We start from the raw sequence: 23,122 nt of genomic DNA on the forward strand, positions 1-23,122 counted from the left end.
CGCGCCGCCTCGCCAGTGACATTTGAAAGAGTGAAGCCCTATGCGTAAGCCAGGAGGCGCCCATCGCTGGCGCATGATTTTTACCGTGCTGGGCGCGGTTGTTGTCGCGCTGGGCAGCTTTTGGCTGCTCGAGGTGATGAACAAGAATAGCCAGGACATCACGGCCAGCAAGCATCTGGATGAGCCCGACTATTTCATTACCAATTTCAGCCTGGTGCGCATGGACTTGACGGGAAAACCCAGCTATATCGTGTCGGGCACCAAGCTCACGCATTATCCGCTCGACGATTCGTCCGATATCGACCGGCCCTTCGTGCGCAAGCTCACGCCAGGCATGCCACCGATGAACATGAATGCGGAACTGGCGCATATCGACCAGGACAATACCCGGCTGCAACTGCACCGCAATGTCGTGATCGACCGCGTGGCCAGTCCGAAGGCGCAAAACCTGACAGTCAAGACGGAAGCGCTGACGGTGTTCCCGGATGAGGAAAGAATGGAAACGGACGTGCCTGTCGATATCCTGACGGGCACCTCGCGCCTCAATGGCATCGGCATGAAAGCCAATAACGCCACCGGCGTGGTGGAAGTGCAGAATGCGCTGCGCATGGTCCTCCCGCCGAAACCGCGCCCGGCCGCGGCGGCAAAATGACAGAATGAAACAAGGAAACCATACTATGAAGAACATCTTGCTGTTGACCGTATTTTCCCTGGCCATCATGGGCGTGGCGCATGCCGAGAAGGCCGATTCCGAGAAGGAAGCCGTCATCACGGCACGCAGTGGCCACGTCGATGACATCAAGCAGGTGCGCACCCTGACGGGCGACGTCGTGCTGGTCAAGGGGACCCTGACCATGAAGGCGGGTCGCGCCGTGATCACGGAAGATCCGCAAGGCTACCAGTTCATTACCTTCTGGGCCGATCCCGGCAAGCTCGCCACCTTCCGCCAGAAGCGCGATGGCGCGGGCGACCTGTGGGTGGAAGGCGAAGCGGAGCGCGTGGAATACGACAACAAGACGGAAGTGGTGAAACTGTTTTCCAGGGCCAAGCTGACGCGCCTGGAAGGCACGAAAGTGACCGACGTGGCCAATGGCGCCTTCATCTCGTATGACAGCCGCAAGGAAGTGTTTGCGATGGAAAATTCCAACAGCGGCACCAGCACCCCGGATGGCGGCAGCGTGCGCATGGTGATCCAGCCGAAAACCAAGGCACCGGCGGCGGAGAAAGCGCCGGCCACGCCCGCGCCAGGAAAGAAATAATGGACAATACTCGTTGCGGCAGCACCCTGATCGTTCGCGGGCTGCAAAAAACCTATGGTAAGCGGCAAGTCGTGCATGATGTCTCGCTGCAAGTCGAATGCGGCGAAGTGGTGGGTTTGCTGGGCCCGAACGGCGCCGGCAAGACCACCTCGTTCTACATGATCGTCGGCCTGGTGCCGTCCGATGGCGGCAGCATCGATATCAGCGGCGTGGACATCTCCAGCCTGCCGATCCACCGCCGCGCGCAGATGGGCCTGTCCTACCTGCCGCAGGAAGCGTCCGTCTTCCGCAAGCTGACGGTGGAAGACAATATCCGCGCCGTGCTGGAAATTCAGACCGTCGAAGGCCGTCCGCTGACGAAGGCCGAGATCGAGGTGCGCCTGGATAAATTGCTGGCTGACTTGCAGATTGAAAAGCTGCGCGAGAATCAGGCCCTGTCCCTGTCCGGTGGCGAGCGCCGCCGCGTGGAAATCGCCCGCGCGCTGGCCACCGATCCCCGTTTCGTGCTGCTCGACGAACCGTTTGCCGGCGTCGATCCGATCGCCGTGATCGAGATCCAGCGCATCGTGCGTTTCTTGAAGGAGCGCAATATCGGCGTGCTGATCACCGATCATAATGTGCGCGAGACGCTGGGTATCTGCGATCGTGCCTACATCATCAACCAGGGCTCGGTACTGGCGTCGGGACGCCCCGACGACATCATCGCGAACGAGTCGGTACGCCGGGTCTATCTGGGCGAACACTTCCGCATGTAAGCCAATGAAACAATCATTGCAGCTGCGCACTTCGCAGCACCTGGCACTGACGCCGCAGTTGCAGCAATCGATACGCCTGTTGCAATTGTCTACCCTGGAATTGCATCAGGAACTAGAGCAATTGCTGACGGACAATCCCTTGCTCGAGCGCCTCGATGATCCGCTCGACCGCTCGCTGCGCCTGCTGTCCGATGGCGCCTTGAGTTCCACGGCAGCGCCGGCCGAAGCGCCGCCCCAGCCGCCAGGCCAGGAAGCGCCCACAGCGCCGGCCGAAGCGGAAACCTTTGACGGCGATGCCGGCGAGGGTCCTGCCGCCGCGGATGGCGGCGACAGCGACTGGAGCGAGGCGAGCCGCGGCAAGGCGCCCGACGACGAGGATTCGCGCCCGCAACTGGAGGCCCATCACTGTACCCTGCGCGAACACCTGATGGAGCAGATGCGCGTGACGGTACTCGAATTGCGCGACCGCGCGCTGGTCGAGCTGATCATCGATGCGCTCGACGACAATGGCTACCTGGAAGAGTCGCTCGACGACATCCTGGCGCGCCTGCCGGAAGAGCTGGAAATCGACGCTGACGAGATGCGCACGGCCTTGTCTCTCTTGCAAAGTTTCGATCCGCCCGGCGTGGGCGCGCGCAATGCCTCCGAATGCCTGGCGCTGCAAATCAAGCGTTTGCCGCACATCGCCATGGTGACGCGCCGCATGGCCCTCGTCATCGTGGAAAAGCACCTGGCCTGGTTTGCCCAGCGCGATTTCAACAAGCTGAAAAAAGCCCTCGATTGCGACGATGAAGACTTGCGCGAAGCGCAGACGGTGATTCGCCAGTGCAATCCGCATCCGGGCGCCGTGTTCGCCTCGGACGTGTCCGATTACGTGGTGCCCGACGTCGTCGTCAAGCGCGCGCGCAATGGCTGGCAAGTCACGCTGAACAACGATGTCATGCCGCGCCTGCGCGTCAATGCCATGTACGCCAACTTGCTCAAGCAGGGCAAGGGCGAGGGCGCCATGGGCGCACAGTTGCAGGAAGCCAAGTGGCTGATCAAGAATATGCGCCAGCGCTTCGACACGATCCTGCGCGTGGCGCAGGCGATAGTAGAAAGACAAAAGAACTTTTTCTCGCATGGGGCCGTTGCCATGCGTCCCCTTGTGCTCCGTGAAATAGCTGATACACTGGGTTTACACGAGAGTACTATCTCGCGGGTAACAACTCAAAAGTACATGCTGACCCCGCACGGCATGTTCGAGTTGAAATATTTCTTTGGTAGCCACGTCGCCACCGAAGCGGGGGGCGAAGCGTCATCGACGGCGATACGGGCATTGATCGTGCAACTGACAGGAGCAGAAGACCCTAAAAATCCTTTATCCGACAGTAAGATTGCGGACATGCTGGGGGAACAAGGCATGGTGATTGCGCGACGTACTGTTGCCAAATACCGGGAAGCGTTGAAAATTCCGCCAGTGAGCCTGCGTAAGTGTTTGTAAGTTTTTTTCGGTTCCTCTGCGGGCCGGATAGGATGGACCGCACGAACCCGATCATCTTTAGGAGTGTGTATGAATCTCACCATCAGCGGACATCATCTCGAAGTGACACCAGCCATCCGTGAATACGTACAAACGAAGCTGGAGCGCGTGAAACGTCATTTCGATCAAGTCATCGATATCGCCGTGATTCTGACCGTGGATAACCTCAAAGAGAAAGAAAAACGTCAAAAGGCTGAAGTCAACCTGCGTTTGAGCGGCAAGACTGTCTATGTGGAAAGCTTGGCGCACGACCTGTACGCCGCGATCGATACCCTGATCGACAAGCTCGATAGGCAAGTGATGAAATACAAAACCAAAGTGCAAGGGCACGGTAAAGAGGCGATCAAGCATCTGCCAGACAACTCCGAGGAAGAAGCCGTCGTCGCCGTCTAAGGCCACCCGCTTCCAGCAGTTGTGATCAACTAAGGGCGCACATCTTGCGCCCTTTTTTGCGCCTGGACCTTTTGAGCGCAATGTTCGCCGCGCAGGGGCTAAAATGTTTGCACTTTCACTTCTTTCCTGCCTGCCATGAGCGACTTCGTCCAGACTTCCATCCGCAACCGCACGGGCCATATCGTGCTCGACCGTCCGAAAGCCTTGAATTCCCTGTCGCTGGAGATGGTGCGCGCCCTGAGCGCGGCCCTGCTGGCCTGGCGCGACGATCCGCAGGTGGACGCCGTGGTGATCCGCTCCAGCAGTGAAAAAGCCCTGTGCGCCGGCGGCGACATCCGTTTCTTTTACGATGCGGGCCTGGCCACGCCGCAAGGCGGCAGCGCCTTGCTGGAGGATTTCTTTACGGAAGAATACGCTTTAAACCATGTTATTCATTTCTATCCGAAACCGTATATTGCCGTGATGGATGGCGTGGTGATGGGCGGCGGCATGGGCGTGGCGCAAGCCGGGCCCGGCAACCGCCTGCGCATCGTGACGGGCCGCACGCGCATGGCCATGCCGGAAGTCAATATCGGCTTGTTTCCCGACGTGGGCGGCAGTTATTTTCTATCCCGCCTGGCCGGCCAGCTGGGCCTGTACCTGGGCTTGACGGGCTTGACGATCAACGCGGCCGATGCCCTGTACACGGGGCTGGCCGATGTCTACGTGCCTGAGGCGCAGATGGGGGCGCTGCTGGACCTGTTCGAATCGACGCGGGGAGATGCCTTGCCGGTGGCTATCAAGGCGCTGGCGGCGCCTTTCCAGGCCGAGGCGGGGGTGTCTCCCCTGGCCACGGCGCGCGCGGCGCTGGACCGCCATTTCGGCGCCCCTTCCGTGGCCGCCATCATGGCCTCGCTGGCGCAGGATGACAGCGCGTTCGCGGCCAAGGCGCTGGCGGCCATGCGCCTGCGTTCGCCCTTGATGATGTCGGTGACCCTGGAATTGCTGCAGCGGGGCGCCCACCTGGGCGTGGCCGATTGCCTGCGCCTGGAGCGCACGGTGGTGCGCCACAATTTCGAACATGGCGAAGTGCTTGAGGGCGTGCGCGCGCTGGTGGTCGACAAGGACAATGCACCGCGCTGGAACCCTGCCAGCCTGGACGACGTCGATGCGGCCATGGTGGCGCGCTTCTTTGCCACCGTCTGGCCAGCCGCGGCGCATCCGCTGCGCCACCTCGACTAATTAGCTGCGTTCGCGGTGGCGCAGGACGACGCGTTCATTCGGGCCGAAATACTGCGCCAGCCGCTCCGCCATGTACACGGAGCGGTGCTGGCCGCCCGTGCAGCCCAGGGCCACCGTCAGGTAGCTGCGGTTGTCGGACTTGAATGACGGCAACCATTTCTCGATGAAGGCGCGGATGTCGGCCAGCAGTTCCAGCGCGCTCGGCTGCGCGTCGAGGAAGGCGATCACGGGCGCATCGCGGCCGTCGAGCGGGCGCAGCGCCAGGTCGTAATAGGGATTCGGCAAGGCCCGCACGTCGAAGACGAAATCGGCGTCCAGCGGCACGCCCAGCTTGAAGGCGAACGATTCGAAGAACAGGGTCAGCGGTGCGCGTTCGGAGGCGACGATATCCTTGATCCAGGCGCGCAGCTTGTTGGCGCTCAGTTCCGACGTGTCGATCACATGGCCCAGCTGTTCGATGGCTGACAGGCGTTCGCGTTCTTCCGAGATGCACTCGATCAGCGTGCGGCGGCTGGCCGGATTCTGGTTCGGACGCAATTCGTGCGACAGCGGATGGCTGCGCCGCGTTTCCGAGAAGCGCGCCACCAGCGAATGCGTGGTGGCCGTCAAGAACATGACCTTGACGTCATGCCCCTGGTCGCGCAGCAGGGCCACATTGTGCGGCAGGCTGGTCAGCGACTCGGCGCTGCGCGCATCGACGGCGACGGCCAGTTGCGGTGTACCTTCGTCGAGCAGGGTCTGCACCAGGCTGGGCAGCAAGGCCGGCGGCAGGTTGTCGACACAATAGTAGCCGGTATCTTCCAGCACATTGAGCGCGACGGATTTACCGGAGCCGGATATTCCGGTGATAAGGACGATATGCATACGCCGATCATACAATAAAGATCGGCGCTCTGCTTCCAAGGCAATTATCTTTACAAATTATTGCAATTTGGAATGTGATATTGCCGGGATTGGCAGGGCGCTCTCGTCACGACCGTAGGTCGGCTTAGCGCGTCGCGCGTAAGCCGACACCGCGGCATGGGCCAACAATGTCGTCGGATTACGCACGGCGTTGCCGCGCTAATCCGACCTACTTGCTAATCGCCACTCATGGCGAGTCGTTGGTGCAGCAGGGAATTCACGCAGCACAGCTGCGTGCCTGCGTAACGGTTCGCCCTTGCAAGGGCGAACTCCTTGGCAATATTAATCGCCACTCATGGCGAGTCGTTGCCGCTCCATGAACTCCTGCAAGGTATCGATGCCGCGCAGTTGCAAAATCGTGTTGCGCACGGCCGCTTCCAGCAGTACGGCGATGTTGCGGCCGGCGGCGACGGGGATGACGACCTTGCGCACGGGCAAACCCAGCACGTCTTCCGTGGGGAACAGGAACGGCAGGCGCTCGACTTCCTCTTCCAGCGCGTTGCGGCGCACCAGATGCACGATCAGTTTCAGGCGCATCTTGCGGCGCACGGCCGTTTCGCCAAAGATGGCTTTGATATCGAGCAAGCCCAGGCCCCGCACTTCCAGCAGGTTTTGCAGCAAAGGCGGGCAGCGGCCTTCGATCATGTTGGGTGCGATGCGCGAGAATTCGACGGCGTCGTCGGCCACCAGGCCGTGGCTGCGTGAAATCAGTTCCAGCCCCAGTTCGCTCTTGCCCAGGCCCGAATCGCCCGTGATCAGCACGCCCACGCCCAGCACGTCCATGAACACGCCATGCATGATGATGCGTTGCGCCAGCTTTTTAGACAGGTAGACGCGCAGGAAGTCGATCACTTGCGCGGCCGGCAGCGGGGTGGAGAACAGGGGAATGTTTTGCTCGTCGCAGATGGCGAGGATGTCGGGCGGCGTTTCCAGCCCTTGCGCGATGATCAGCGCGGGCGGACCGCCGGCGATCAGCTCGCCAATCACGTGGGTGCGCGTGTTAACCTTCAGGCGCTGGTAGTAATTGATTTCCTGGTGGCCGAAGACCTGGATGCGGCCCGGATGGATCAGGTTCAAGTGGCCTACCTGGTCGGCGGCCGACGAGACATCGCCCGAGATCAGGCGCTCGCCGCCGGGGAAGCCGGCGAACCAGCCCAGTTGCAGACTTTCACGATTGTCGTCGTACAGGCGTTGTATCGTCAGTGGCGTTTGCAACATGGCAGTCTTCTTCTTCAGGAGTGGAGGAATACCTGAAGTTTAACCCGCCGCTTGCAGACTAGGTTGCCAATTGACGATGCGCGAATGTACGGATTTCGGTTCCGGATCCGTGGCCAGTGCCGTGCGGAAGGCGTCATCGGAAAACATTTCAGCGATTTCCGACAGGATTTCCAGATGTTGCTGGGTGACATGATCGGGAATCAGCAGGAAAAACAGCAGATTGACAGGCTTGCCATCGGGCGACTCGAACGGAATCGGCTCGGCCAGGCGGACGAAGGCGCCCAGCGGCGATTTCAAGGTTTTGCTGCCCTTGACCCTGCCATGCGGCACGGCCACGCCATGGCCCAGACCAGTCGAGCCCAGGCGTTCGCGGGCAAACAGATTGTCCGAGACGGTAGAGCGGGCGATGCCGTAATTGTTTTCGAAGATCAGGCCGGCTTGCTCGAAGGCACGTTTTTTACTGGAGACTTCCAGGTCCAGCAGGACGTTTTCGAGGGATAGTATTTTGCTAAGATTAGTCATGACACTCAATGAAATGGTGCAATGCGCAGAGGGCTTGCGAGCCGAATTATAGGCCTGTTTCGGCGGCCTGTAACGCCAATTCTCAACAGTATACGCCCGCTGCGGGCGCAGTGGGCGCTACAGCCCATGTCACCATCATTTTAGCAAAAAAATAACATCGGTGTGTATCGGCTATTTCTTGATTAAAAACACGCGGCGCGCCGGTTTTTCCGCCGCCGAATGCCGATTTTCCGATTTTTCAGCGTCTTTGACATGCTCTGCGGCACTACTGCAACGTTGTTTTAAAACACAGCCAACATTCCTGTTGGCATGGTTTCATGGTGCTGCGCGGTGTTGCCTAATGTTACTGACGGGCGTTGCGCAGATTGCCCGGCATCGCTCCCGTGCTGAAGTTGCTGCGCCAAGGATTGATATCGAGGCCGCCGCGGCGCGTATAGCGCGCATACACGGACAGTTTTTGCGGCTTGCACTGACGCAAGATATCGACAAAGATGCGTTCCACGCATTGTTCGTGGAATTCATTGTGCTCGCGGAAACCGATCAGGTAACGCAACAGGCTTTCCTGGTCGATCTGCGGTCCTGCATACTCGATCTGCACGCTGCCCCAGTCGGGCTGGCCCGTCACCAGGCAATTCGATTTGAGCAAGTGCGAGACGAGTTTTTCTTCCACGGGCGCTTCGTCCAGCGCTGCCTTCAGCAGCAGCGGCGAGGGCGTGTATTGCGTGATTTCCAGGTCCAGGCGGTCCAGCAGCACGCCATCGAACTCGCCCATTTTCAGCTTGCCGAAATCTTCCTGCAAAGTCAGTTCCACTTGCACGGGCGCGCCGAAGCCGTTCGATAAATCCTGCTTGAGCAATGCCACCAGCGCATCCGGGCTGTCCAGCTTGGTCTGGTTGAAGGAGTTCAGGTACAGCTTGAACGATTTCGACTCGATGATGTTCGGCGAATCGGCCGGCGCGCTGACCTTGGCGATGGCCACCTGCGGCTTGCCACGCTGGTTCAGCCACGACAGTTCATACGCATTCCAGATATCGAGGCCGAAAAACGGCAAGGTGCCGTGCAATTCCAGCTCGTCGCGCTTGCCCTGGCGCGGAATGGGAAACAGCAATTCCGGCGCGTAATCGGTGCGGTAGGCGGAGCTTTTGCCCAGCGGGGACAGTTCGGCGAGGTCGTTGGTGGTGGTCATGGTGATGGCGTGAATTCAGTCAAGCACGCATGGTAGCCTATTTACTAGGACGGTAAGCACTGGCGCAAAGGAATCAGTCTGGTTCGAGCAATTTCAACACCTAACAAAACCGTAGCGAGCGGAAGGGAGAGGTGGCCGAGAAGCGCAACCGTACTTTAGTACGGTGAGCATCGCAAGCCACCTATACCGACGCGCAGTAGGTTTGGTTAGGTGTACTCCATTTAACCCAGGAACAGCTTATACACAGGATTGCTGCTCTCATCCCAGTAACGGTACCCCAAGGTATCGAGGAAGCGGGCGAACTCTCCCATTTCATCGGGCGGCACTTGCAAGCCGATCAGGATGCGGCCCACGTCGCCGCCCTGGCTGCGGTAATGGCAAAGTGAAATATTCCAGTTCGGCGCCATGCTGTCGAGGAAGCGCATCAGCGCGCCCGGGCGCTCGGGGAACTCGAAGCGGTACAGCAGCTCGTCTTGCGCCAGCCGGCTCTTGCCGCCCACCAGGTGGCGGATGTGCGACTTGGCCAGCTCGTCGTGGGTCAGGTCCAGCGTCTTGAATTCGTGTTCCTCGAAGGTCTTGGCCAGCACGCTCGATTCATGCCGGTCAGCAATCTGGATGCCGACGAACACGTGCGCGGCTTTTTCATCGCTGATGCGGTAATTAAATTCCGTCACGTTGCGCGCGCCGATGAGCGAGCAGAAACGTTTAAAACTGCCCCGCTGTTCGCGCATGGTGACGGCAAACACGGCTTCGCGGAATTCGCCCAGTTCGGCCCGTTCCGCGACGAAGCGCAAACGGTCGAAATTCATGTTCGCGCCGCTGGCGATGGTGACCAGCGTTTCATTGTTGACGGGATGCTTGGTCAGGCTGGCCCGTTCCACATAGGCCTTGGCACCGGCGATGGCCAGCGCGCCGGACGGTTCCAGAATGCTGCGCGTATCCGTAAACACATCCTTGATGGCGGCGCAGATGGCGTCCGTGTCGACGGTGATGATTTCATCGACATACGCCTGCACCAGGCGGAAAGTTTCCTCGCCGGCCAGGCGCACGGCCGTGCCGTCGGCAAACAGGCCCACGTCGTTCAGGGTCACGCGCTCGCCCGCTTTCAGCGAGCGGGCCATGGCGTTCGAATCGACGCTTTGCACGCCGATGATCTTGATATCGGGACGGATCTGTTTCACGTAGGCGGCAATGCCGGCGATCAAGCCGCCGCCGCCGATGGGTGCGAAGATGGCGTGGATGGGGCCGGCGTGCTGGCGCAGGATTTCCATGCCGATCGTGCCCTGGCCGGCGATCACGTCCGGATCGTCGAACGGGTGCACGAAGGTCAGCTTCTGTTCCTTTTCCAGGGTCAGCGCGTGGTTGTAGGCATCCGTGTACGACTCGCCGTGCAGCACCACTTCCACGTTCACGCCGCCGCGGCCCTTGACCGCCTCGACCTTGACCAGCGGCGTGGTGGTCGGCATGACGATGACGGCGCGGCAACCCATGCGGGCGGCCGACAGGGCCACGCCCTGGGCATGGTTGCCGGCCGAGGCGCAAATCACGCCGCGCTTGCGTTCCGCTTCGCTCAGCTTGGACATCTTGTTGTAGGCGCCACGAATCTTGAAGCTGAACACGCTTTGCATGTCTTCGCGCTTGAAGTAAATCTGGTTGTTCAGGCGCTGCGACAGGGCAGGGGCCAGTTCCAGTGGCGTTTCGGTAGCGACGTCATAGACGCGGGCGGTCAGGATTTTCTTGAGGTAGTCGATGTTCATAGTCTGCAAGCAAGTGATTCTGGGCCAGAAAGGGTCTGGAACGTGTCGGGCGATAGCGGCGGCGCGGCGGCGGATAGCCTGGCGACAATAATGCTCTATGGAACTGCGGGCGGGTAGGCCTTTGCCGGCCGGCGCGGATTGTGCGGCGCGCAAGCTGCTCTTCATTATAATGGAGAGCCTTACTGCATCGCGAAGTGTTCCATGATCGAATCCGCAATCGCCTGGCTGCTGCAACTGATCGCAGCGCCGGAAGTCGGGCTGACATCGGTCTTTCTGATCAGCTTTATTTCCGCCACCTTGTTGCCGCTCGGCTCGGAACCGGCCGTCTTTGCCGTCATCAAGGCCAATCCCGCGCTGTTCTGGGCCGCCATCGGCGTCGCCACCCTGGGTAATACCCTGGGCGGTATCGTCGACTACTGGATGGGCTACCGGGCCAAGCAGGCGTTTGCCAAGGAGCGCGACACGCGCTGGTTCCGCTGGCTGGCCCGCTATGGGGCCAAGACCATGCTGCTGGCCTGGCTGCCGCTCGTGGGCGACCCCCTGTGCACGCTGGCCGGCTGGCTCAAGCTGCCGTTCTGGCCCAGCGTGGCCTACATGGCCGTCGGCAAGTGCGCGCGCTACCTGACCATGACGGGCTTGCTGCTGTACGTGCCCGATGGCGTATGGCACAGGATTGGACAAATGCTGGCGTAAACGGCAGGCAAACGGGCGTAATGCAACGCCAGTTTGCCCCATTTTTGGGCAGTTCGATAGTTTGCAGCAGAGTCCGATTCTTGGCATTTTTGCGTCAAAAAATCACCAAGACTGATTTTTTATTCATGCAAAAGAAGGCTTTTCCGTATTTGCTATGGTGGCGGATGGGGTGTTTAAACCTTAGGCGGCCTAAGGCTGTTCCGGCATGGTGCGGCGCAATAAGATAAAATGGGCCTTTAGGGTCCAGTCCACATCGTCACCACACTCCATGAACGCTCCCGCACATATCCAAGCTTTACTGGCAGAAACGCCGAATGGTCCCGCAGCAAGCCGCCTGCGCGAAATCCCGTATAACTACACGTCGTTTTCCGATCGCGAGATCGTCATACGCCTGTTGGGGGAGGACTCCTGGCGCCTGCTCGACGAGCTGCGCGGCGCCCGTCAGACAGGCCGTTCGGCCCGCATGCTGTACGAGGTGCTGGGCGATATCTGGGTCGTGCGCCGCAATCCGTATCTGCAAGATGACTTGCTCGACAACCCGAAGCGCCGCCAGGGCTTGATCGATGCCTTGCATCACCGCCTGGCCGAAGTCGACAAGCGCCGCCTGTCCATCGATGCGGCCGGCGGCGACGTGGCCGCCAGTGGCGAATCGCCTGAAGTTGCCAAGGCGCGTAGCGCCAATGTGGAGTTGCTGCTGAAAGCGGCCAGCAAGGCCGTGGCCGACTTTGGCGACGAATTCCGCAAGACCTACGACTTGCGCAAGCGCACGGTCAAGGTGCTGGGCCGCTACACGGAAAAACACAATGTGCGCTTCGACGGCATGACGCGCGTGTCGCACGTGACGGACGCCACCGACTGGCGTGTGGAATACCCGTTCGTCGTCCTGACGCCCGACACGGAAGAGGAAATGGCCGGCCTGGTGAAGGGCTGTATCGAGCTGGGACTGACCATCATCCCGCGCGGCGGCGGCACCGGCTACACGGGCGGCGCGATTCCATTGACGCCGATGTCGGCCGTCATCAACACGGAAAAACTCATTACCCTGGGCGCCGTGGAAATGACGGTCTTGCCGGGTCTCACGCACGAATACGCGACGATCAATTCGGGCGCGGGCGTGATCACGAATAAAGTGTCGGAAGCGGCCGAGAAGGCCGGTTTCGTGTTTGCCGTCGACCCGACCTCGGCGCACGCCTCTTGCATCGGCGGCAACGTCGCCATGAATGCGGGCGGCAAGAAGGCCGTGCTGTGGGGTACGGCGCTGGACAACCTGGCTTCGTGGCGCATGGTCGACCCCAACGGCGACTGGCTCGACGTCACGCGCCTCGACCATAACCTGGGCAAGATCCACGATATCGCCCTGGCACGTTTCCAGCTGGAATGGCGTCACCCGAACACGCGCGACGCGACAAAGCCGAACGCACCGTTCAAGACGGAAATCCTGGAAATTCCTGGCCGCAAGTTCCGTAAAGAGGGCCTGGGCAAGGACGTGACGGACAAATTCCTCGCCGGCTTGCCGGGCATCCAGAAAGAAGGCTGCGACGGCCTGATCACGTCGGCGCGCTGGATTCTGCACAAGATGCCGAAATTCGCCCGTACCGTCTGCCTGGAGTTCTTTGGCCAGGCGCGCGATGCGATCCCGTCGATCGTGGAAATCAAGGATTACCTCGATGGCTTGCCGGCCAAGGGCGAGCAATATACGACCATCCGCCTGGCGGGCCTGGAGCACCTGGACGAGCGCTACCTGCGCGCCGTCGGCTACGCCACCAAGTCGAAGCGGGGCGTGCTGCCGAAGATGGCCCTGTTTGGCGACATCGTCGGCGACGATGAAAACGCCGTCGCGCAAGCGGCGTCGGAAGTGGTGCGCATCGCCAACACCCGTGTGGGCGAAGGTTTTGTTGCCGTCAGCCCGGAAGCGCGCAAGAAATTCTGGCTCGACCGGGCCCGCACGGCGGCGATCGCCAAGCACACGAATGCGTTCAAGATCAATGAAGACGTGGTGATTCCGCTCAATCGCATGGGCGAATACACGGATGGCATCGAGCGCATCAATATCGAGCTGTCGATCAAGAACAAGCTGCAACTGGCGGATGCCCTGAGCGAATTCTTTGGCAAGGGCAACTTGCCTGTTGGCAAGAGCGACGATGCATCGGACGACCGGGTCGACGATGCGGAAATGCTGGGCGACCGCGCCGAGCAGGCACAGCAGTTGCTGGCGCAAGTCACGGCACGCTGGACTTATCTGCTGGCCCAGCTGGACCGTCCGCTGGCGGACGTGAAGGACGAGCTGGCCGAACTGGGCATGGAACGCTTGCTGCCCGTGTTTGATGCGCGCCTGGAAACGCAGCCTGACGCCACCCTGTTCGACGTGGTGCAGGACCGCACCGTGCGCATCACCTGGAAGCAGGAAATCCGCGCCCAGTTGCGCCAGATCTTCAACGGCGCCGCATTCAAGCTGATCCTCGACGAGGCCACCGCCATCCACGCGCGCATCCTGCGTTCGCGCGTCTTTGTCGCGCTGCACATGCACGCAGGCGACGGCAACGTGCACACGAACTTGCCCGTCAACTCGGACAATTACGAAATGCTGCAGGACGCCCATGAAGCCGTGGGCCGCATCATGATTTTGGCCCGCTCGCTGAATGGCGTCATTTCCGGCGAACACGGTATCGGCATCACCAAGCTGGAATTCTTGACGGAAGAAGAGATCGGCGAGTTCCGCAGCTACAAGCAGCGCATCGATCCGGAAGGCCGTTTCAACAAGGGAAAATTGTTGAACCTGCCAGGCATGGGCGCCGACTTGCGCAATGCCTACACGCCATCGTTCGGCCTGATGGGCCACGAATCCTTGATCATGCAGCAAAGCGATATCGGCGCCATCGCCGACAGCGTCAAGGATTGCTTGCGTTGCGGCAAGTGCAAGCCCGTGTGCTCGACCCACGTGCCGCGCGCCAATTTGCTGTACTCGCCGCGCGACAAGATCTTGGCGACCTCGTCCCTGATCGAAGCGTTCCTGTATGAAGAGCAGACGCGCCGCGGTATTTCCATCAAGCATTGGGAAGAGTTCGAAGACGTGGCCGACCATTGCACGGTCTGCCATAAATGCGTCACGCCTTGCCCCGTCAATATCGACTTCGGCGACGTGTCGATGAACATGCGCAACTTGCTGCGCAAGATGGACAAGAAGAGCTTTAATCCGGGCACCAAGGCGACGATGATGTTCCTCAACGCCACCGATCCCGTGACCATCAACGCCACGCGCAAGGTCATGATCGGCTGGGGTTACAAGGCGCAGCGCCTGGGCCATGACTTGCTGAAGAAGTTTGCCAAGAAGCAAACCAAGGCGCCGCCGCCATCGACGGGCAAGCCGCCCGTCAAGGCGCAGGTGATCCATTTCATCAACAAAAAGATGCCGGGCAACCTGCCGAAGAAATCGGCGCGCGCGCTGCTCGACATCGAAGACGACAAGGTCATCCCGATCATCCGCAATCCGAAGACGACGACGGCCGATACGGAAGCCGTGTTCTACTTCCCTGGTTGCGGTTCGGAACGTTTGTTCTCGCAAGTGGGCCTGGCCACGCAAGCGATGCTGTGGGAAGTGGGCGTGCAGACGGTCTTGCCGCCGGGCTACCTGTGCTGCGGTTATCCGCAGCGGGGCGCGGGCGAGTTCGACAAGGCCGAGAAGATGATGACGGATAACCGCGTCCTGTTCCACCGCATGGCCAACACGCTCAATTACCTGGACATCAAGACGGTGCTCGTCTCGTGCGGCACCTGTTACGACCAGCTGGCCACCTACCAGTTTGAAAAGATTTTCCCTGGCTGCCGCATCATGGATATCCATGAGTATTTGCTGGAGAAAAACGTCAAGCTGGAAGGCGTCAACGGCACCCGTTATATGTACCACGAGCCATGCCACAATCCGATGAAGCTGCAGGAATCGGGCAAGACCATCAATTCCCTGATCAGCACGGTAGACAACGTGAAGATCGAGAAGAATGACCGTTGCTGCGGCGAATCGGGTTCCTTGGCCGTCACGCGCCCCGACATTTCCACGCAAGTGCGTTTCCGCAAGGAAGAAGAGATGGTCAAGGGCGCCGACAAGCTGCGCGGCGACGGTTTTACTGGCGACGTGAAAATCCTCACCAGCTGCCCGTCGTGCCTGCAAGGCTTGTCGCGCTACAATGACGATTCGGGCACGACGGCCGACTACATCGTCGTCGAGATCGCCAAACACTTGCTGGGAGAGAACTGGATGCCGGATTACGTGAAACGCGCCAATGACGGCGGCATCGAACGGGTGCTCGTGTGACCTGTGATCTGTGCACACTGCTCGATGGCTTTGCCAACAAGCAGGGCTGTGAAGCCTTGCTGTGGCGCAGCGAGCGCCTGTCCGTGGTGGCCGTCAACGACCCTGCATATCCCGGCTTTTGCCGCGTGATCTGGAACAAACACGTGAAGGAAATGACGGATTTGACGCCCGGTGAGCGCAACTATGTGATGGAAGTCGTGTGGCAAGTCGAACTGGCCGTGCGTGAAGTGATGCAGCCGGAAAAGGTCAATGTGGCCAGTTTCGGCAATATGACGCCGCACGTGCATTGGCACGTGATTCCCCGCTACCGCGACGATGCGCATTTTCCGAATCCCAGCTGGGCGGTGATCCAGCGCGAGACGGCACCCGAGGTGCTGGCCGCGCGCCGCGCCCTGTTGCCGGCCTTGCGCGACGCCATCATTCAACGTTTATCCGCATAAAGTATTGTCATGACTGAAAAAGTAGCAACGCCCAAACCCACCGGCTTGACCGTGCATAACCAGTCGCGCGTGCTCGACGTGGCTTTCGATGATGGCAGCGAATTTGCGCTGCCGTTCGAATACCTGCGCGTGTACTCGCCGTCGGCCGAAGTGCAAGGCCATGGCAAGGGCCAGGAAACCTTGCAATTAGGAAAACGCCTGGTCGGCATCACGGGCCTGGAACCGGTCGGTAACTACGCCGTGCAGCCCACCTTCAGCGATGGCCACAATTCCGGCCTGTACACCTGGGCTTATCTGTACAAGCTGGGCGCGGAGCAAGCGACCCTGTGGCAGGATTACCTGGACCGCCTGACGGCAGCCGGCTATCCGGGCGACAGCGGCCGCGACGCCAAGGCCGACATGACGGTCAAGCAATCGTCCGGCGGCCACGTCCACGGTCCGAGCTGCGGGCATAAACATTAAGCTGAAAAAATAATGCGGTAAGCTTGTCGGATTGCCGCATATCCATTCGTCGTATGAATGCCCGCGCTTGCGGGCATTTTTCTTTTGGAGAAGAGACTATGGAATACATGATCCTGATCTACGCCGACGAGGCGCGCTATGAAGCCATGGAGGAGGGCCAGATGGCCAGCCTGATGGCCGACTTTGCCAGCTATACGCAAGACCTGGAGGCCGCTGGCGTGCTGCGCGGGGGCGCGGAACTGGCGCCCGTGCGCAGCGCTACCAGCGTGCGTGTGCAAAACGGCAAGCCTGTCATCACGGATGGGCCGTTCGCGGAAACCAAGGAGCAGCTGGGCGGCTATTATCTGCTGGATTGCGCCCACCTGGACGAGGCGCTGGCCTGGGCCGGGCGCTGTCCGGCCGCCTCCCTGGGCACCATCGAAGTACGGCCTGTCACGGCATAAACATGGCCGGCGACGCCCTGTCGGCCGTCGAGCACGTCTTTCGCCAGGAAAAGGGCCGGGTGCTGGCCGGCCTGATGCGGCGCTTCGGCGACCTGGGTCTGGCGGAAGATGTGTTGCAGGAAGCGTGCCGCAAGGCGCTGGAACTGTGGCCGCGGGCGGGCATCCCCGATAATCCCGCCGCCTGGCTCAGTGCCGTGGCGCGCAATGCGGGCCTCGATCACGTGCGCCGGGCGGGCAAGAGCGTCAGCGAGGCCGAAGCCGTGCTGTCCTGCCTGCCGGCGGCCGTGATTGAAGAAGCGCACGCCATCGGGGACGACCGCCTGCGCCTGCTGTTCATCTGCTGCCATCCCGCGCTGGCGCCCGAGGCGCAGGTGGCGCTGGCCCTGCGCACCCTGTGTGGCTTGTCCACGGCCGAGATCGGGCGCGCCTTCGGCGTGGCGGAAGCGGCCCTGTCGCAGCGCTTATTGCGCGCCAGGCGCAAGATCGCCGAAGCGCGCATTCCTTTCGAGTTGCCACCTGAGCAAGAATTGCAGCAACGGCTAGCGCAAGTGCTGCACGTGATTTATCTGGTGTTCAGCGAGGGTTATTGCGCCAGCGGCGGCGACACCCTGCTGCGCGCCGACCTGTGCGCCGAGGCGCTGCGCCTGGGGCGGCTGCTTGACAGCCTGCAGCCCTGCCAGCCGGAAGTGCAGGGGCTGTTGGCACTGATGCTGCTGCAGGCGTCGCGCGGTCCGGCCCGCCTGTCGCCCGAGGGACATTTGCTGACCCTGGAAGAGCAGGACCGGCGCCTGTGGGATGACGCCCTGATTGCCGAGGGACTGGTGCTGCTGGAACTGGCTTTGCTTGCGCGCGCGCCAGGGGCATATCAGTTGCAGGCAGCCATTGCCGCTTTGCACGCCAAAGTTCCCACGGCCAGCCAGACGGACTGGCGCCAGATCAGCGCCCTGTACGGCGCCTTGCTGCGGCACAAGCCGGAGCCATTGATCTTGCTCAATGCCGTGATCGCCTGCGCCATGGCGCACGGTGCCGCACACGGCCTGGCCTGGCTGGCGCGGCTGGAAACCGTGCCCAGCCTTGCTAATTCGCACTATCTGCACGCGGCCCGGGCCGACTTGCTGCGCCGCCAGGGCGACCGGCCGGGGGCGCTGGCGGCGTATGCCCGGGCGGCAATGCTGGCTTCGAATGCAGTGGAAAGGCAATACCTTCTCCGGCGTCACGGGGAAATGCGCCTGCCGCTTGTATAATGCTCCCAAGTTCAAACAGACTGCCTACCATGACCAATACGACCCATTTCGGATACAAAACAGTTGCAGAAGACGACAAAGTGCGCGAAGTCGCCAAGGTGTTCCATTCCGTCGCTGCCAAATACGACGTGATGAACGACTTGATGTCGGGCGGGCTGCACCGTCTGTGGAAGACGTTTACCATTGCCAATGCGGGCGTGCGCCCCGGTTTCAAGGTGCTCGACATTGCCGGCGGCACGGGCGACCTGTCGAAGGCATTCGCCAAGCAGGCGGGCCCTACCGGCGAAGTCTGGTTGACCGATATCAATGAATCGATGTTGCGCGTGGGCCGCGACCGCCTCTTGAATCGCGGCTTGCTCACCCCCACCATGTTGTGTGACGCGGAAAAGCTGCCATTCCCCGATAATTATTTCGACCGTGTCAGCGTGGCCTTTGGCCTGCGCAACATGACGCACAAGGATGTGGCGCTGGCGGAAATGCGCCGCGTGCTGAAACCGGGCGGCAAGCTGCTGGTGCTGGAGTTTTCCAAGGTGGCAGCACCCCTGCAAAAGCCGTACGACCTGTATTCGTTCTCGGTCTTGCCGTGGTTTGGACAGAAAATCGCCGGCGACGCGGAAAGCTATCGCTACCTGGCAGAATCGATCCGCATGCATCCGGACCAGGAAACGCTGAAGACCATGATGGAAACGGCGGGCCTGGAGCGCGTGCAGTACTACAATTTGACGGCAGGCATTGCCGCTTTGCATACCGGCATCAAGATGTAATTCAAGCTGTAACTCACCAAGCCGGTGATTTTAGGAGATGGAATGAAATTGAAGAAATTTATGGTCGGCATGATGCTGGCCGCGACCACGGTATCCATGCTGGGCGAGGCGCTGGCCCGTCCCATGGGCGGTGGCCGTTCGTTTGGCCGCCAGTCGCAAAACGTGGGCCGCCAGGCGCCCGCACCGGCGCCAACGCCGGCGCCGGCCGCCGCGCCACGCCAGGCGCAACCTGCGCCGGCCCCCGCGCCGGCGCCTGCCGCCAAGGCGCCGAGCCGCTGGAAGGGTTTGCTGGGCGGCGCCTTGCTGGGCCTGGGCCTGGGCGCGCTGCTGTCGCATTTTGGCCTGGGCGGCGCCCTGGCCAGCATGATCAGCACCCTGCTGATGGTGGCCTTGCTGGCCGGCGTGGCGTTCTTCATCTACCGCATGGTGCGTGGCAAGCGCGACAACAATGCTGGCGGCAATGCGCCGTTCGCGGGTTTTGGCGGCAACCAGCCTGCGCCAGCCGGCAACGTGCCTGACATCGGATCGCGCATTCCACCGCTGCCGCCGCTGCAGCCTGTCTCGTCCGGCGTAGGCCTGGACAAGCCGGTCCCGGTCCCGGCACCGGCCGCCGCGCCATGGGGCGTGCCAGGCGACTTCGACAAGGATGCCTTCCTGCGTCACGCGAAAAGCAATTTCATTCGCTTGCAAGCGGCCTGGGACAAGGCGGACGTCAACGATATCCGCGAATTCACATCGCCGGAAGTGTATGCGGAACTGCGCATGCAAATCCAGGAACGGGGCGCGCAGCCGGACTTTACCGATGTCGTCACCATCGATGCCGAACTGCTGGGCATCGAGACGAGCGTCAACGATTACCTGGCCAGCGTGAAATTTACGGGCCTGATCCGTTCGGCGCCTGGCGCGGCAGCGGAACCGTTCGCGGAAGTATGGAATATGTCGAAACCCGTCAGCGGCAATAGCGGCTGGGTCTTGGCAGGCATCCAGCAATTGAATTAATTGTAAAAACTTGCTGAATAATGGCTTAAGTCCATGCGGAATGCATGATGCTTAACAGATATTTCCTGCTGAACTGGTAAGATCGAAACCGCCCACGTTGTTTTACGGGCGGTTTTTTCTTTTTAGGGGCGCGCCTGGCGCGCTGTATATAGATGGCACCACTTCCCGATCTCTCCCTGATGACGCCCGTCATCGCGACAATTAACCATTTGCTGGCGCAAGAACCGTGGGCGCGCCAGCAGCTGGCCGTGCACGCTGGCAAGCTGGCCTGTATCGACACGGGCGCCGTGGCCTTGCGCCTGCGCGTCGACAGCGCAGGCATGCTGGAGGCGGCGCCGGCCGATATGCCGGCCAACGTCACCATCCGCGTGAAATTGTCCGATGTGCCGCTGATCCTGCAAAACCGCGAGCGGGCGTTTTCCTACGTCAAGATCGAAGGCGATGCCGAGTTTGCCAATGCGATTTCGCAATTGAGCAAGGGCTTGCGCTGGGAAGCGGAGCACGACCTGGAAAAGGTCGTGGGACCCATGCTGGCAACGCGCCTGGTTGCCGGTGCCAGGGATGCCGCCGCCTTTGTGCGCACGGGCCAGCAAAAACTGGCGGAAAACGTGGCCGAATATTTTCTCGACGAACAGCCCATGCTGATCCGTCCTTCTACCTTGCAAGAGTATTCCGCTGGCGTGACGCGCGTGCGCGATGACGTCGAACGCCTGGCCAAGCGCCTTGCCCGGCTGGAAAAGGCGGCCGCCGCCGTCCAGCCGCAGTCTTCCTCACCGGATTTGTCTACATGATATTGAAATTCCTGCGCCTGTTTAAAATCATCCGTGTTTCCATCAAGTACGGTCTGGATGAGATAGCGATTTCTGGTCTGCAAGTTCCCCGCACCGCCAAATTGATCGACACCCTGATTTTCTGGCGCGACCTGTCGTCGCCACGGGGCTTGCGCCTGCGCCTGGCGCTGGAAGAGCTGGGTCCGATTTTCGTCAAATTCGGCCAGGTGCTGTCGACCCGGCGCGACTTGATGCCGCTCGACATCGCCGAAGAACTGGCGCGCCTGCAAGACCGGGTGCCGCCGTTTGATTCCGACCTGGCCATCGCGCAGATCACCAAGTCCCTCGGCGCGCACCCGGATCAGCTGTTTGCCAGCTTCGAGCGCGAACCGGTGGCATCCGCCTCGATTGCCCAGGTGCACTTCGCCACCTTGAAAGATGGCCGCGAAGTGGCCGTGAAGGTTTTGCGTCCAGGCATGAAAAAGCTGATCGACGAAGACGTGGCCCTGATGCACATCGCCGCCGACTGGACCAGCCGCCTGTGGGCCGACAGCAAGCGCCTGAAACCCAAGGAAGTGGTGGGCGAGTTCGACAAATACCTGCACGACGAGCTGGACCTGATGCGCGAGGCGGCCAACGCCAGCCAGCTGCGCCGCAATTTCGCCAACTCGGAATTGCTGCTGGTGCCGGAAATGCACTGGGATTATTGCTCCAGCAGCGTCATCGTCATGGAGCGCATGTATGGGATTCCCGTGTCGCAGACCGAGCGCTTGGTGGCGGCCGGCGTGGATTTGCGCAAGCTCTCCAGCGATGGCGTGGAAATTTTCTTCACGCAAGTGTTCCGCGACGGCTTTTTCCATGCGGACATGCACCCGGGGAATATTCTTGTGTCGATCGCGCCCGAATCGTTCGGCCGCTATATCGCGCTCGACTTCGGCATCGTGGGAACGTTGAACGACTACGACAAGGATTATCTGTCGCAAAACTTCCTCGCTTTCTTCCGCCGCGACTACAAGCGCGTGGCCGAGGCGCATATCGAATCGGGCTGGGCGCCGAAAGACACGCGCGTCGATGAGCTGGAAGCGGCCGTGCGCGCCTGCTGCGAGCCGATCTTCGACCGTCCGCTGAAGGATATTTCTTTCGGACAAGTTTTGCTGCGACTGTTCCAGACTTCGCGCCGCTTCAACGTGGAAGTGCAGCCGCAACTGGTGCTGCTGCAAAAGACCCTTCTCAATATCGAAGGCCTGGGCCGCCAGCTGGACCCGGAACTGGACCTGTGGCAAACGGCCAAGCCGTATCTGGAAAGATGGATGAGCAACCAGGTGGGGCCGCAAGGCTTCATGGAGCGCCTGCGCGCAGAGGCGCCCCGTTATGCGCACATCTTCCCGCAATTGCCGCGCTTGCTGCACCAGGCCTTGACGGTGCATGGCGAGCCGCGCGAAAACGAGGTGGAACTGATGAAAACCTTGCTGGCGGAGCAACGCCAGACGAATCGATTGCTGAGCTTTATCGTGTACTTCGTGGGCGCCTTCGCCCTCGGCGCGCTGGGCTTGCAAGTGTTCATGCGCTGGCATCAACTACCGTTTTAACGGCCTGAGGACGCAAGTGATGGCTGACTTCACCACCCGCGATCCGCTGTCGCCCGCCTTCTGGGACGAGCGTTTCGAGAAGCAATTCACGCCGTGGGACCAGGGCGGCGTGCCGTCGCGCCTGCGCAGCTTTGTTGCAGGCAGCCCGGCGCCGCTGCGCTGCCTGATTCCTGGCTGCGGCTCGGCCTATGAACTGGTCTTCATGCTGGATCACGGCTGGGATGCCACGGCCATCGACTTTTCGCCGGCCGCCGTGGCCGCCGCGCGCGCTGTCGTCGGTGCGCGGGCAGGGCAGGTGGTGGAAGCGGATTTCTTTGCCTGGGAACCCGTTGCGCCGCTGGACCTGATCTATGAACGGGCCTTCCTGTGCGCCATGCCGCGCGCCATGTGGCCGCAGGTGGCGGCCCGCTGGGCGCAGCTGCTGGCGCCGGGCGCCATGCTGGCCGGTTACTTTTTCTTTGATGACAATGTCAAGGGGCCGCCATTTGGCATATCGCGTGAGACACTGCAGGAATTGCTGGCGCCGCATTTCGACTGCCTGGCCGACGAAGCCGTGGACGATTCCATTGCCGTCTTCGCCGGCAAGGAGCGCTGGATGAGCTGGCGCCGCCGGGCGGAGTGAGGCGGGCGGGGCATTTTCCGCTGGGGACAAAGGAAAAGCTTTATAATTCAG

The 23,122-nt window shown here is 61.0% G+C and carries 22 protein-coding genes; 17 read left to right on the top strand and 5 right to left on the bottom strand.

Going from position 1 to position 23,122, the window contains the following annotated elements:
* Positions 1–40: 40 nt before the first annotated feature.
* From lptC to U0004_RS03595, 6 genes are all read left to right on the top strand, one after another.
* A complete protein-coding gene (gene lptC / locus U0004_RS03570) occupies positions 41–652 on the top strand; it encodes an LPS export ABC transporter periplasmic protein LptC (RefSeq protein ID WP_070259590.1) in 612 nt (203 codons plus the stop codon).
* A 25-nt stretch (positions 653–677) separates the two neighbouring features.
* Entirely contained in the window at positions 678–1,259 is a 582-nt protein-coding gene (lptA, locus tag U0004_RS03575) for a lipopolysaccharide transport periplasmic protein LptA (protein ID WP_034778381.1), read from the top strand.
* Complete coding sequence (lptB, locus tag U0004_RS03580; protein WP_034778383.1) at positions 1,259–2,014, top strand: LPS export ABC transporter ATP-binding protein; 756 nt, start codon at positions 1,259–1,261, stop codon at positions 2,012–2,014. Before lptA ends, lptB begins: the two co-directional genes overlap by 1 nt.
* A 4-nt stretch (positions 2,015–2,018) precedes the next feature.
* Positions 2,019–3,497: an RNA polymerase factor sigma-54 gene (locus U0004_RS03585; protein ID WP_070259592.1), complete on the top strand. Its 1,479-nt coding sequence runs from the start codon at positions 2,019–2,021 to the stop codon at positions 3,495–3,497.
* A 69-nt stretch (positions 3,498–3,566) separates the two neighbouring features.
* Entirely contained in the window at positions 3,567–3,929 is a 363-nt protein-coding gene (hpf, locus tag U0004_RS03590; RefSeq protein WP_034778388.1) for a ribosome hibernation-promoting factor, HPF/YfiA family, read from the top strand.
* Positions 3,930–4,064: 135 nt separating this feature from the next.
* Positions 4,065–5,150 (top strand): enoyl-CoA hydratase/isomerase family protein, encoded by a 1,086-nt coding sequence (locus U0004_RS03595; RefSeq protein ID WP_070259594.1) that lies wholly within the window; start codon positions 4,065–4,067, stop codon positions 5,148–5,150.
* Here the strand turns inward: U0004_RS03595 and rapZ are convergent, their stop codons facing one another.
* From rapZ to ilvA, 5 genes are all read right to left on the bottom strand, one after another.
* On the bottom strand, positions 5,151–6,014 hold the full coding sequence (gene rapZ, locus U0004_RS03600) for an RNase adapter RapZ (protein ID WP_035824128.1): 864 nt from the start codon (positions 6,012–6,014) through the stop codon (positions 5,151–5,153).
* A gap of 321 nt (positions 6,015–6,335) precedes the next feature.
* The gene (gene hprK / locus U0004_RS03605; RefSeq protein WP_034753337.1) at positions 6,336–7,271 is read right to left on the bottom strand and encodes an HPr(Ser) kinase/phosphatase; all 936 of its coding nucleotides are present in this window, start codon (positions 7,269–7,271) and stop codon (positions 6,336–6,338) included.
* Positions 7,272–7,310: 39 nt separating this feature from the next.
* Positions 7,311–7,793, bottom strand: a complete 483-nt coding sequence (locus U0004_RS03610; RefSeq protein ID WP_034753339.1) for a PTS sugar transporter subunit IIA — start codon at positions 7,791–7,793, stop codon at positions 7,311–7,313.
* Between the two features lie 343 nt (positions 7,794–8,136).
* Positions 8,137–8,979, bottom strand: a complete 843-nt coding sequence (gene queF, locus U0004_RS03615) for an NADPH-dependent 7-cyano-7-deazaguanine reductase QueF (protein ID WP_070259595.1) — start codon at positions 8,977–8,979, stop codon at positions 8,137–8,139.
* Positions 8,980–9,200: 221 nt separating this feature from the next.
* Entirely contained in the window at positions 9,201–10,736 is a 1,536-nt protein-coding gene (ilvA, locus tag U0004_RS03620; protein WP_034753344.1) for a threonine ammonia-lyase, biosynthetic, read from the bottom strand.
* 201 nt (positions 10,737–10,937) lie between these two features.
* Here ilvA and U0004_RS03625 point away from each other — a divergent pair, with 201 nt between their 5' ends.
* The 11 genes from U0004_RS03625 to U0004_RS03675 all read left to right on the top strand — a co-directional run bounded on the left by U0004_RS03625 (position 10,938) and on the right by U0004_RS03675 (position 23,071).
* Positions 10,938–11,429 (top strand): YqaA family protein, encoded by a 492-nt coding sequence (locus U0004_RS03625; RefSeq protein WP_034778395.1) that lies wholly within the window; start codon positions 10,938–10,940, stop codon positions 11,427–11,429.
* A gap of 268 nt (positions 11,430–11,697) precedes the next feature.
* The gene (locus U0004_RS03630; protein ID WP_070259597.1) at positions 11,698–15,738 is read left to right on the top strand and encodes a DUF3683 domain-containing protein; all 4,041 of its coding nucleotides are present in this window, start codon (positions 11,698–11,700) and stop codon (positions 15,736–15,738) included.
* On the top strand, positions 15,735–16,178 hold the full coding sequence (locus U0004_RS03635; protein ID WP_081345865.1) for an HIT family protein: 444 nt from the start codon (positions 15,735–15,737) through the stop codon (positions 16,176–16,178). Before U0004_RS03630 ends, U0004_RS03635 begins: the two co-directional genes overlap by 4 nt.
* Before the next feature lie 9 nt (positions 16,179–16,187).
* Positions 16,188–16,640 carry a gamma-butyrobetaine hydroxylase family protein gene (locus U0004_RS03640; protein ID WP_070259599.1) on the top strand — a complete coding sequence of 151 codons (453 nt, stop codon included), beginning with the start codon at positions 16,188–16,190 and terminating at the stop codon, positions 16,638–16,640.
* A 98-nt stretch (positions 16,641–16,738) separates the two neighbouring features.
* Entirely contained in the window at positions 16,739–17,083 is a 345-nt protein-coding gene (locus U0004_RS03645) for a YciI family protein (RefSeq protein ID WP_034778403.1), read from the top strand.
* 2 nt (positions 17,084–17,085) lie between these two features.
* Positions 17,086–18,327 carry an RNA polymerase sigma factor gene (locus U0004_RS03650; RefSeq protein WP_070259601.1) on the top strand — a complete coding sequence of 414 codons (1,242 nt, stop codon included), beginning with the start codon at positions 17,086–17,088 and terminating at the stop codon, positions 18,325–18,327.
* Between the two features lie 29 nt (positions 18,328–18,356).
* On the top strand, positions 18,357–19,091 hold the full coding sequence (gene ubiE, locus U0004_RS03655) for a bifunctional demethylmenaquinone methyltransferase/2-methoxy-6-polyprenyl-1,4-benzoquinol methylase UbiE (protein WP_034778407.1): 735 nt from the start codon (positions 18,357–18,359) through the stop codon (positions 19,089–19,091).
* 42 nt (positions 19,092–19,133) lie between these two features.
* Complete coding sequence (locus U0004_RS03660; RefSeq protein ID WP_115057397.1) at positions 19,134–20,090, top strand: Tim44 domain-containing protein; 957 nt, start codon at positions 19,134–19,136, stop codon at positions 20,088–20,090.
* A 152-nt stretch (positions 20,091–20,242) separates the two neighbouring features.
* Entirely contained in the window at positions 20,243–20,881 is a 639-nt protein-coding gene (locus tag U0004_RS03665; protein ID WP_070257694.1) for a ubiquinone biosynthesis accessory factor UbiJ, read from the top strand.
* Complete coding sequence (ubiB, locus tag U0004_RS03670) at positions 20,878–22,449, top strand: ubiquinone biosynthesis regulatory protein kinase UbiB (protein WP_034778413.1); 1,572 nt, start codon at positions 20,878–20,880, stop codon at positions 22,447–22,449. The genes U0004_RS03665 and ubiB overlap by 4 nt, the downstream gene beginning before the upstream one ends.
* A 19-nt stretch (positions 22,450–22,468) precedes the next feature.
* Entirely contained in the window at positions 22,469–23,071 is a 603-nt protein-coding gene (locus U0004_RS03675; protein WP_070257695.1) for a methyltransferase, read from the top strand.
* The last annotated feature ends 51 nt before the right edge of the window (positions 23,072–23,122 follow it).

It is taken from the genome of Janthinobacterium lividum (genome assembly GCF_034424625.1).
In the GTDB taxonomy this organism is placed as follows: domain Bacteria; phylum Pseudomonadota; class Gammaproteobacteria; order Burkholderiales; family Burkholderiaceae_D; genus Janthinobacterium; species Janthinobacterium lividum.

Coding starts and splice junctions, on each gene's coding strand:
- lptC (WP_070259590.1), top strand. CDS start 41: ATGCGTAAGCCAGGAGGCGCCCATCGCTGGCGCATGATTTTTACCGTG.
- lptA (WP_034778381.1), top strand. CDS start 678: ATGAAGAACATCTTGCTGTTGACCGTATTTTCCCTGGCCATCATGGGC.
- lptB (WP_034778383.1), top strand. CDS start 1,259: ATGGACAATACTCGTTGCGGCAGCACCCTGATCGTTCGCGGGCTGCAA.
- U0004_RS03585 (WP_070259592.1), top strand. CDS start 2,019: ATGAAACAATCATTGCAGCTGCGCACTTCGCAGCACCTGGCACTGACG.
- hpf (WP_034778388.1), top strand. CDS start 3,567: ATGAATCTCACCATCAGCGGACATCATCTCGAAGTGACACCAGCCATC.
- U0004_RS03595 (WP_070259594.1), top strand. CDS start 4,065: ATGAGCGACTTCGTCCAGACTTCCATCCGCAACCGCACGGGCCATATC.
- rapZ (WP_035824128.1), bottom strand. CDS start 6,014: ATGCATATCGTCCTTATCACCGGAATATCCGGCTCCGGTAAATCCGTC.
- hprK (WP_034753337.1), bottom strand. CDS start 7,271: ATGTTGCAAACGCCACTGACGATACAACGCCTGTACGACGACAATCGT.
- U0004_RS03610 (WP_034753339.1), bottom strand. CDS start 7,793: ATGACTAATCTTAGCAAAATACTATCCCTCGAAAACGTCCTGCTGGAC.
- queF (WP_070259595.1), bottom strand. CDS start 8,979: ATGACCACCACCAACGACCTCGCCGAACTGTCCCCGCTGGGCAAAAGC.
- ilvA (WP_034753344.1), bottom strand. CDS start 10,736: ATGAACATCGACTACCTCAAGAAAATCCTGACCGCCCGCGTCTATGAC.
- U0004_RS03625 (WP_034778395.1), top strand. CDS start 10,938: ATGATCGAATCCGCAATCGCCTGGCTGCTGCAACTGATCGCAGCGCCG.
- U0004_RS03630 (WP_070259597.1), top strand. CDS start 11,698: ATGAACGCTCCCGCACATATCCAAGCTTTACTGGCAGAAACGCCGAAT.
- U0004_RS03640 (WP_070259599.1), top strand. CDS start 16,188: ATGACTGAAAAAGTAGCAACGCCCAAACCCACCGGCTTGACCGTGCAT.
- U0004_RS03645 (WP_034778403.1), top strand. CDS start 16,739: ATGGAATACATGATCCTGATCTACGCCGACGAGGCGCGCTATGAAGCC.
- U0004_RS03650 (WP_070259601.1), top strand. CDS start 17,086: ATGGCCGGCGACGCCCTGTCGGCCGTCGAGCACGTCTTTCGCCAGGAA.
- ubiE (WP_034778407.1), top strand. CDS start 18,357: ATGACCAATACGACCCATTTCGGATACAAAACAGTTGCAGAAGACGAC.
- U0004_RS03660 (WP_115057397.1), top strand. CDS start 19,134: ATGAAATTGAAGAAATTTATGGTCGGCATGATGCTGGCCGCGACCACG.
- U0004_RS03665 (WP_070257694.1), top strand. CDS start 20,243: ATGGCACCACTTCCCGATCTCTCCCTGATGACGCCCGTCATCGCGACA.
- ubiB (WP_034778413.1), top strand. CDS start 20,878: ATGATATTGAAATTCCTGCGCCTGTTTAAAATCATCCGTGTTTCCATC.
- U0004_RS03675 (WP_070257695.1), top strand. CDS start 22,469: ATGGCTGACTTCACCACCCGCGATCCGCTGTCGCCCGCCTTCTGGGAC.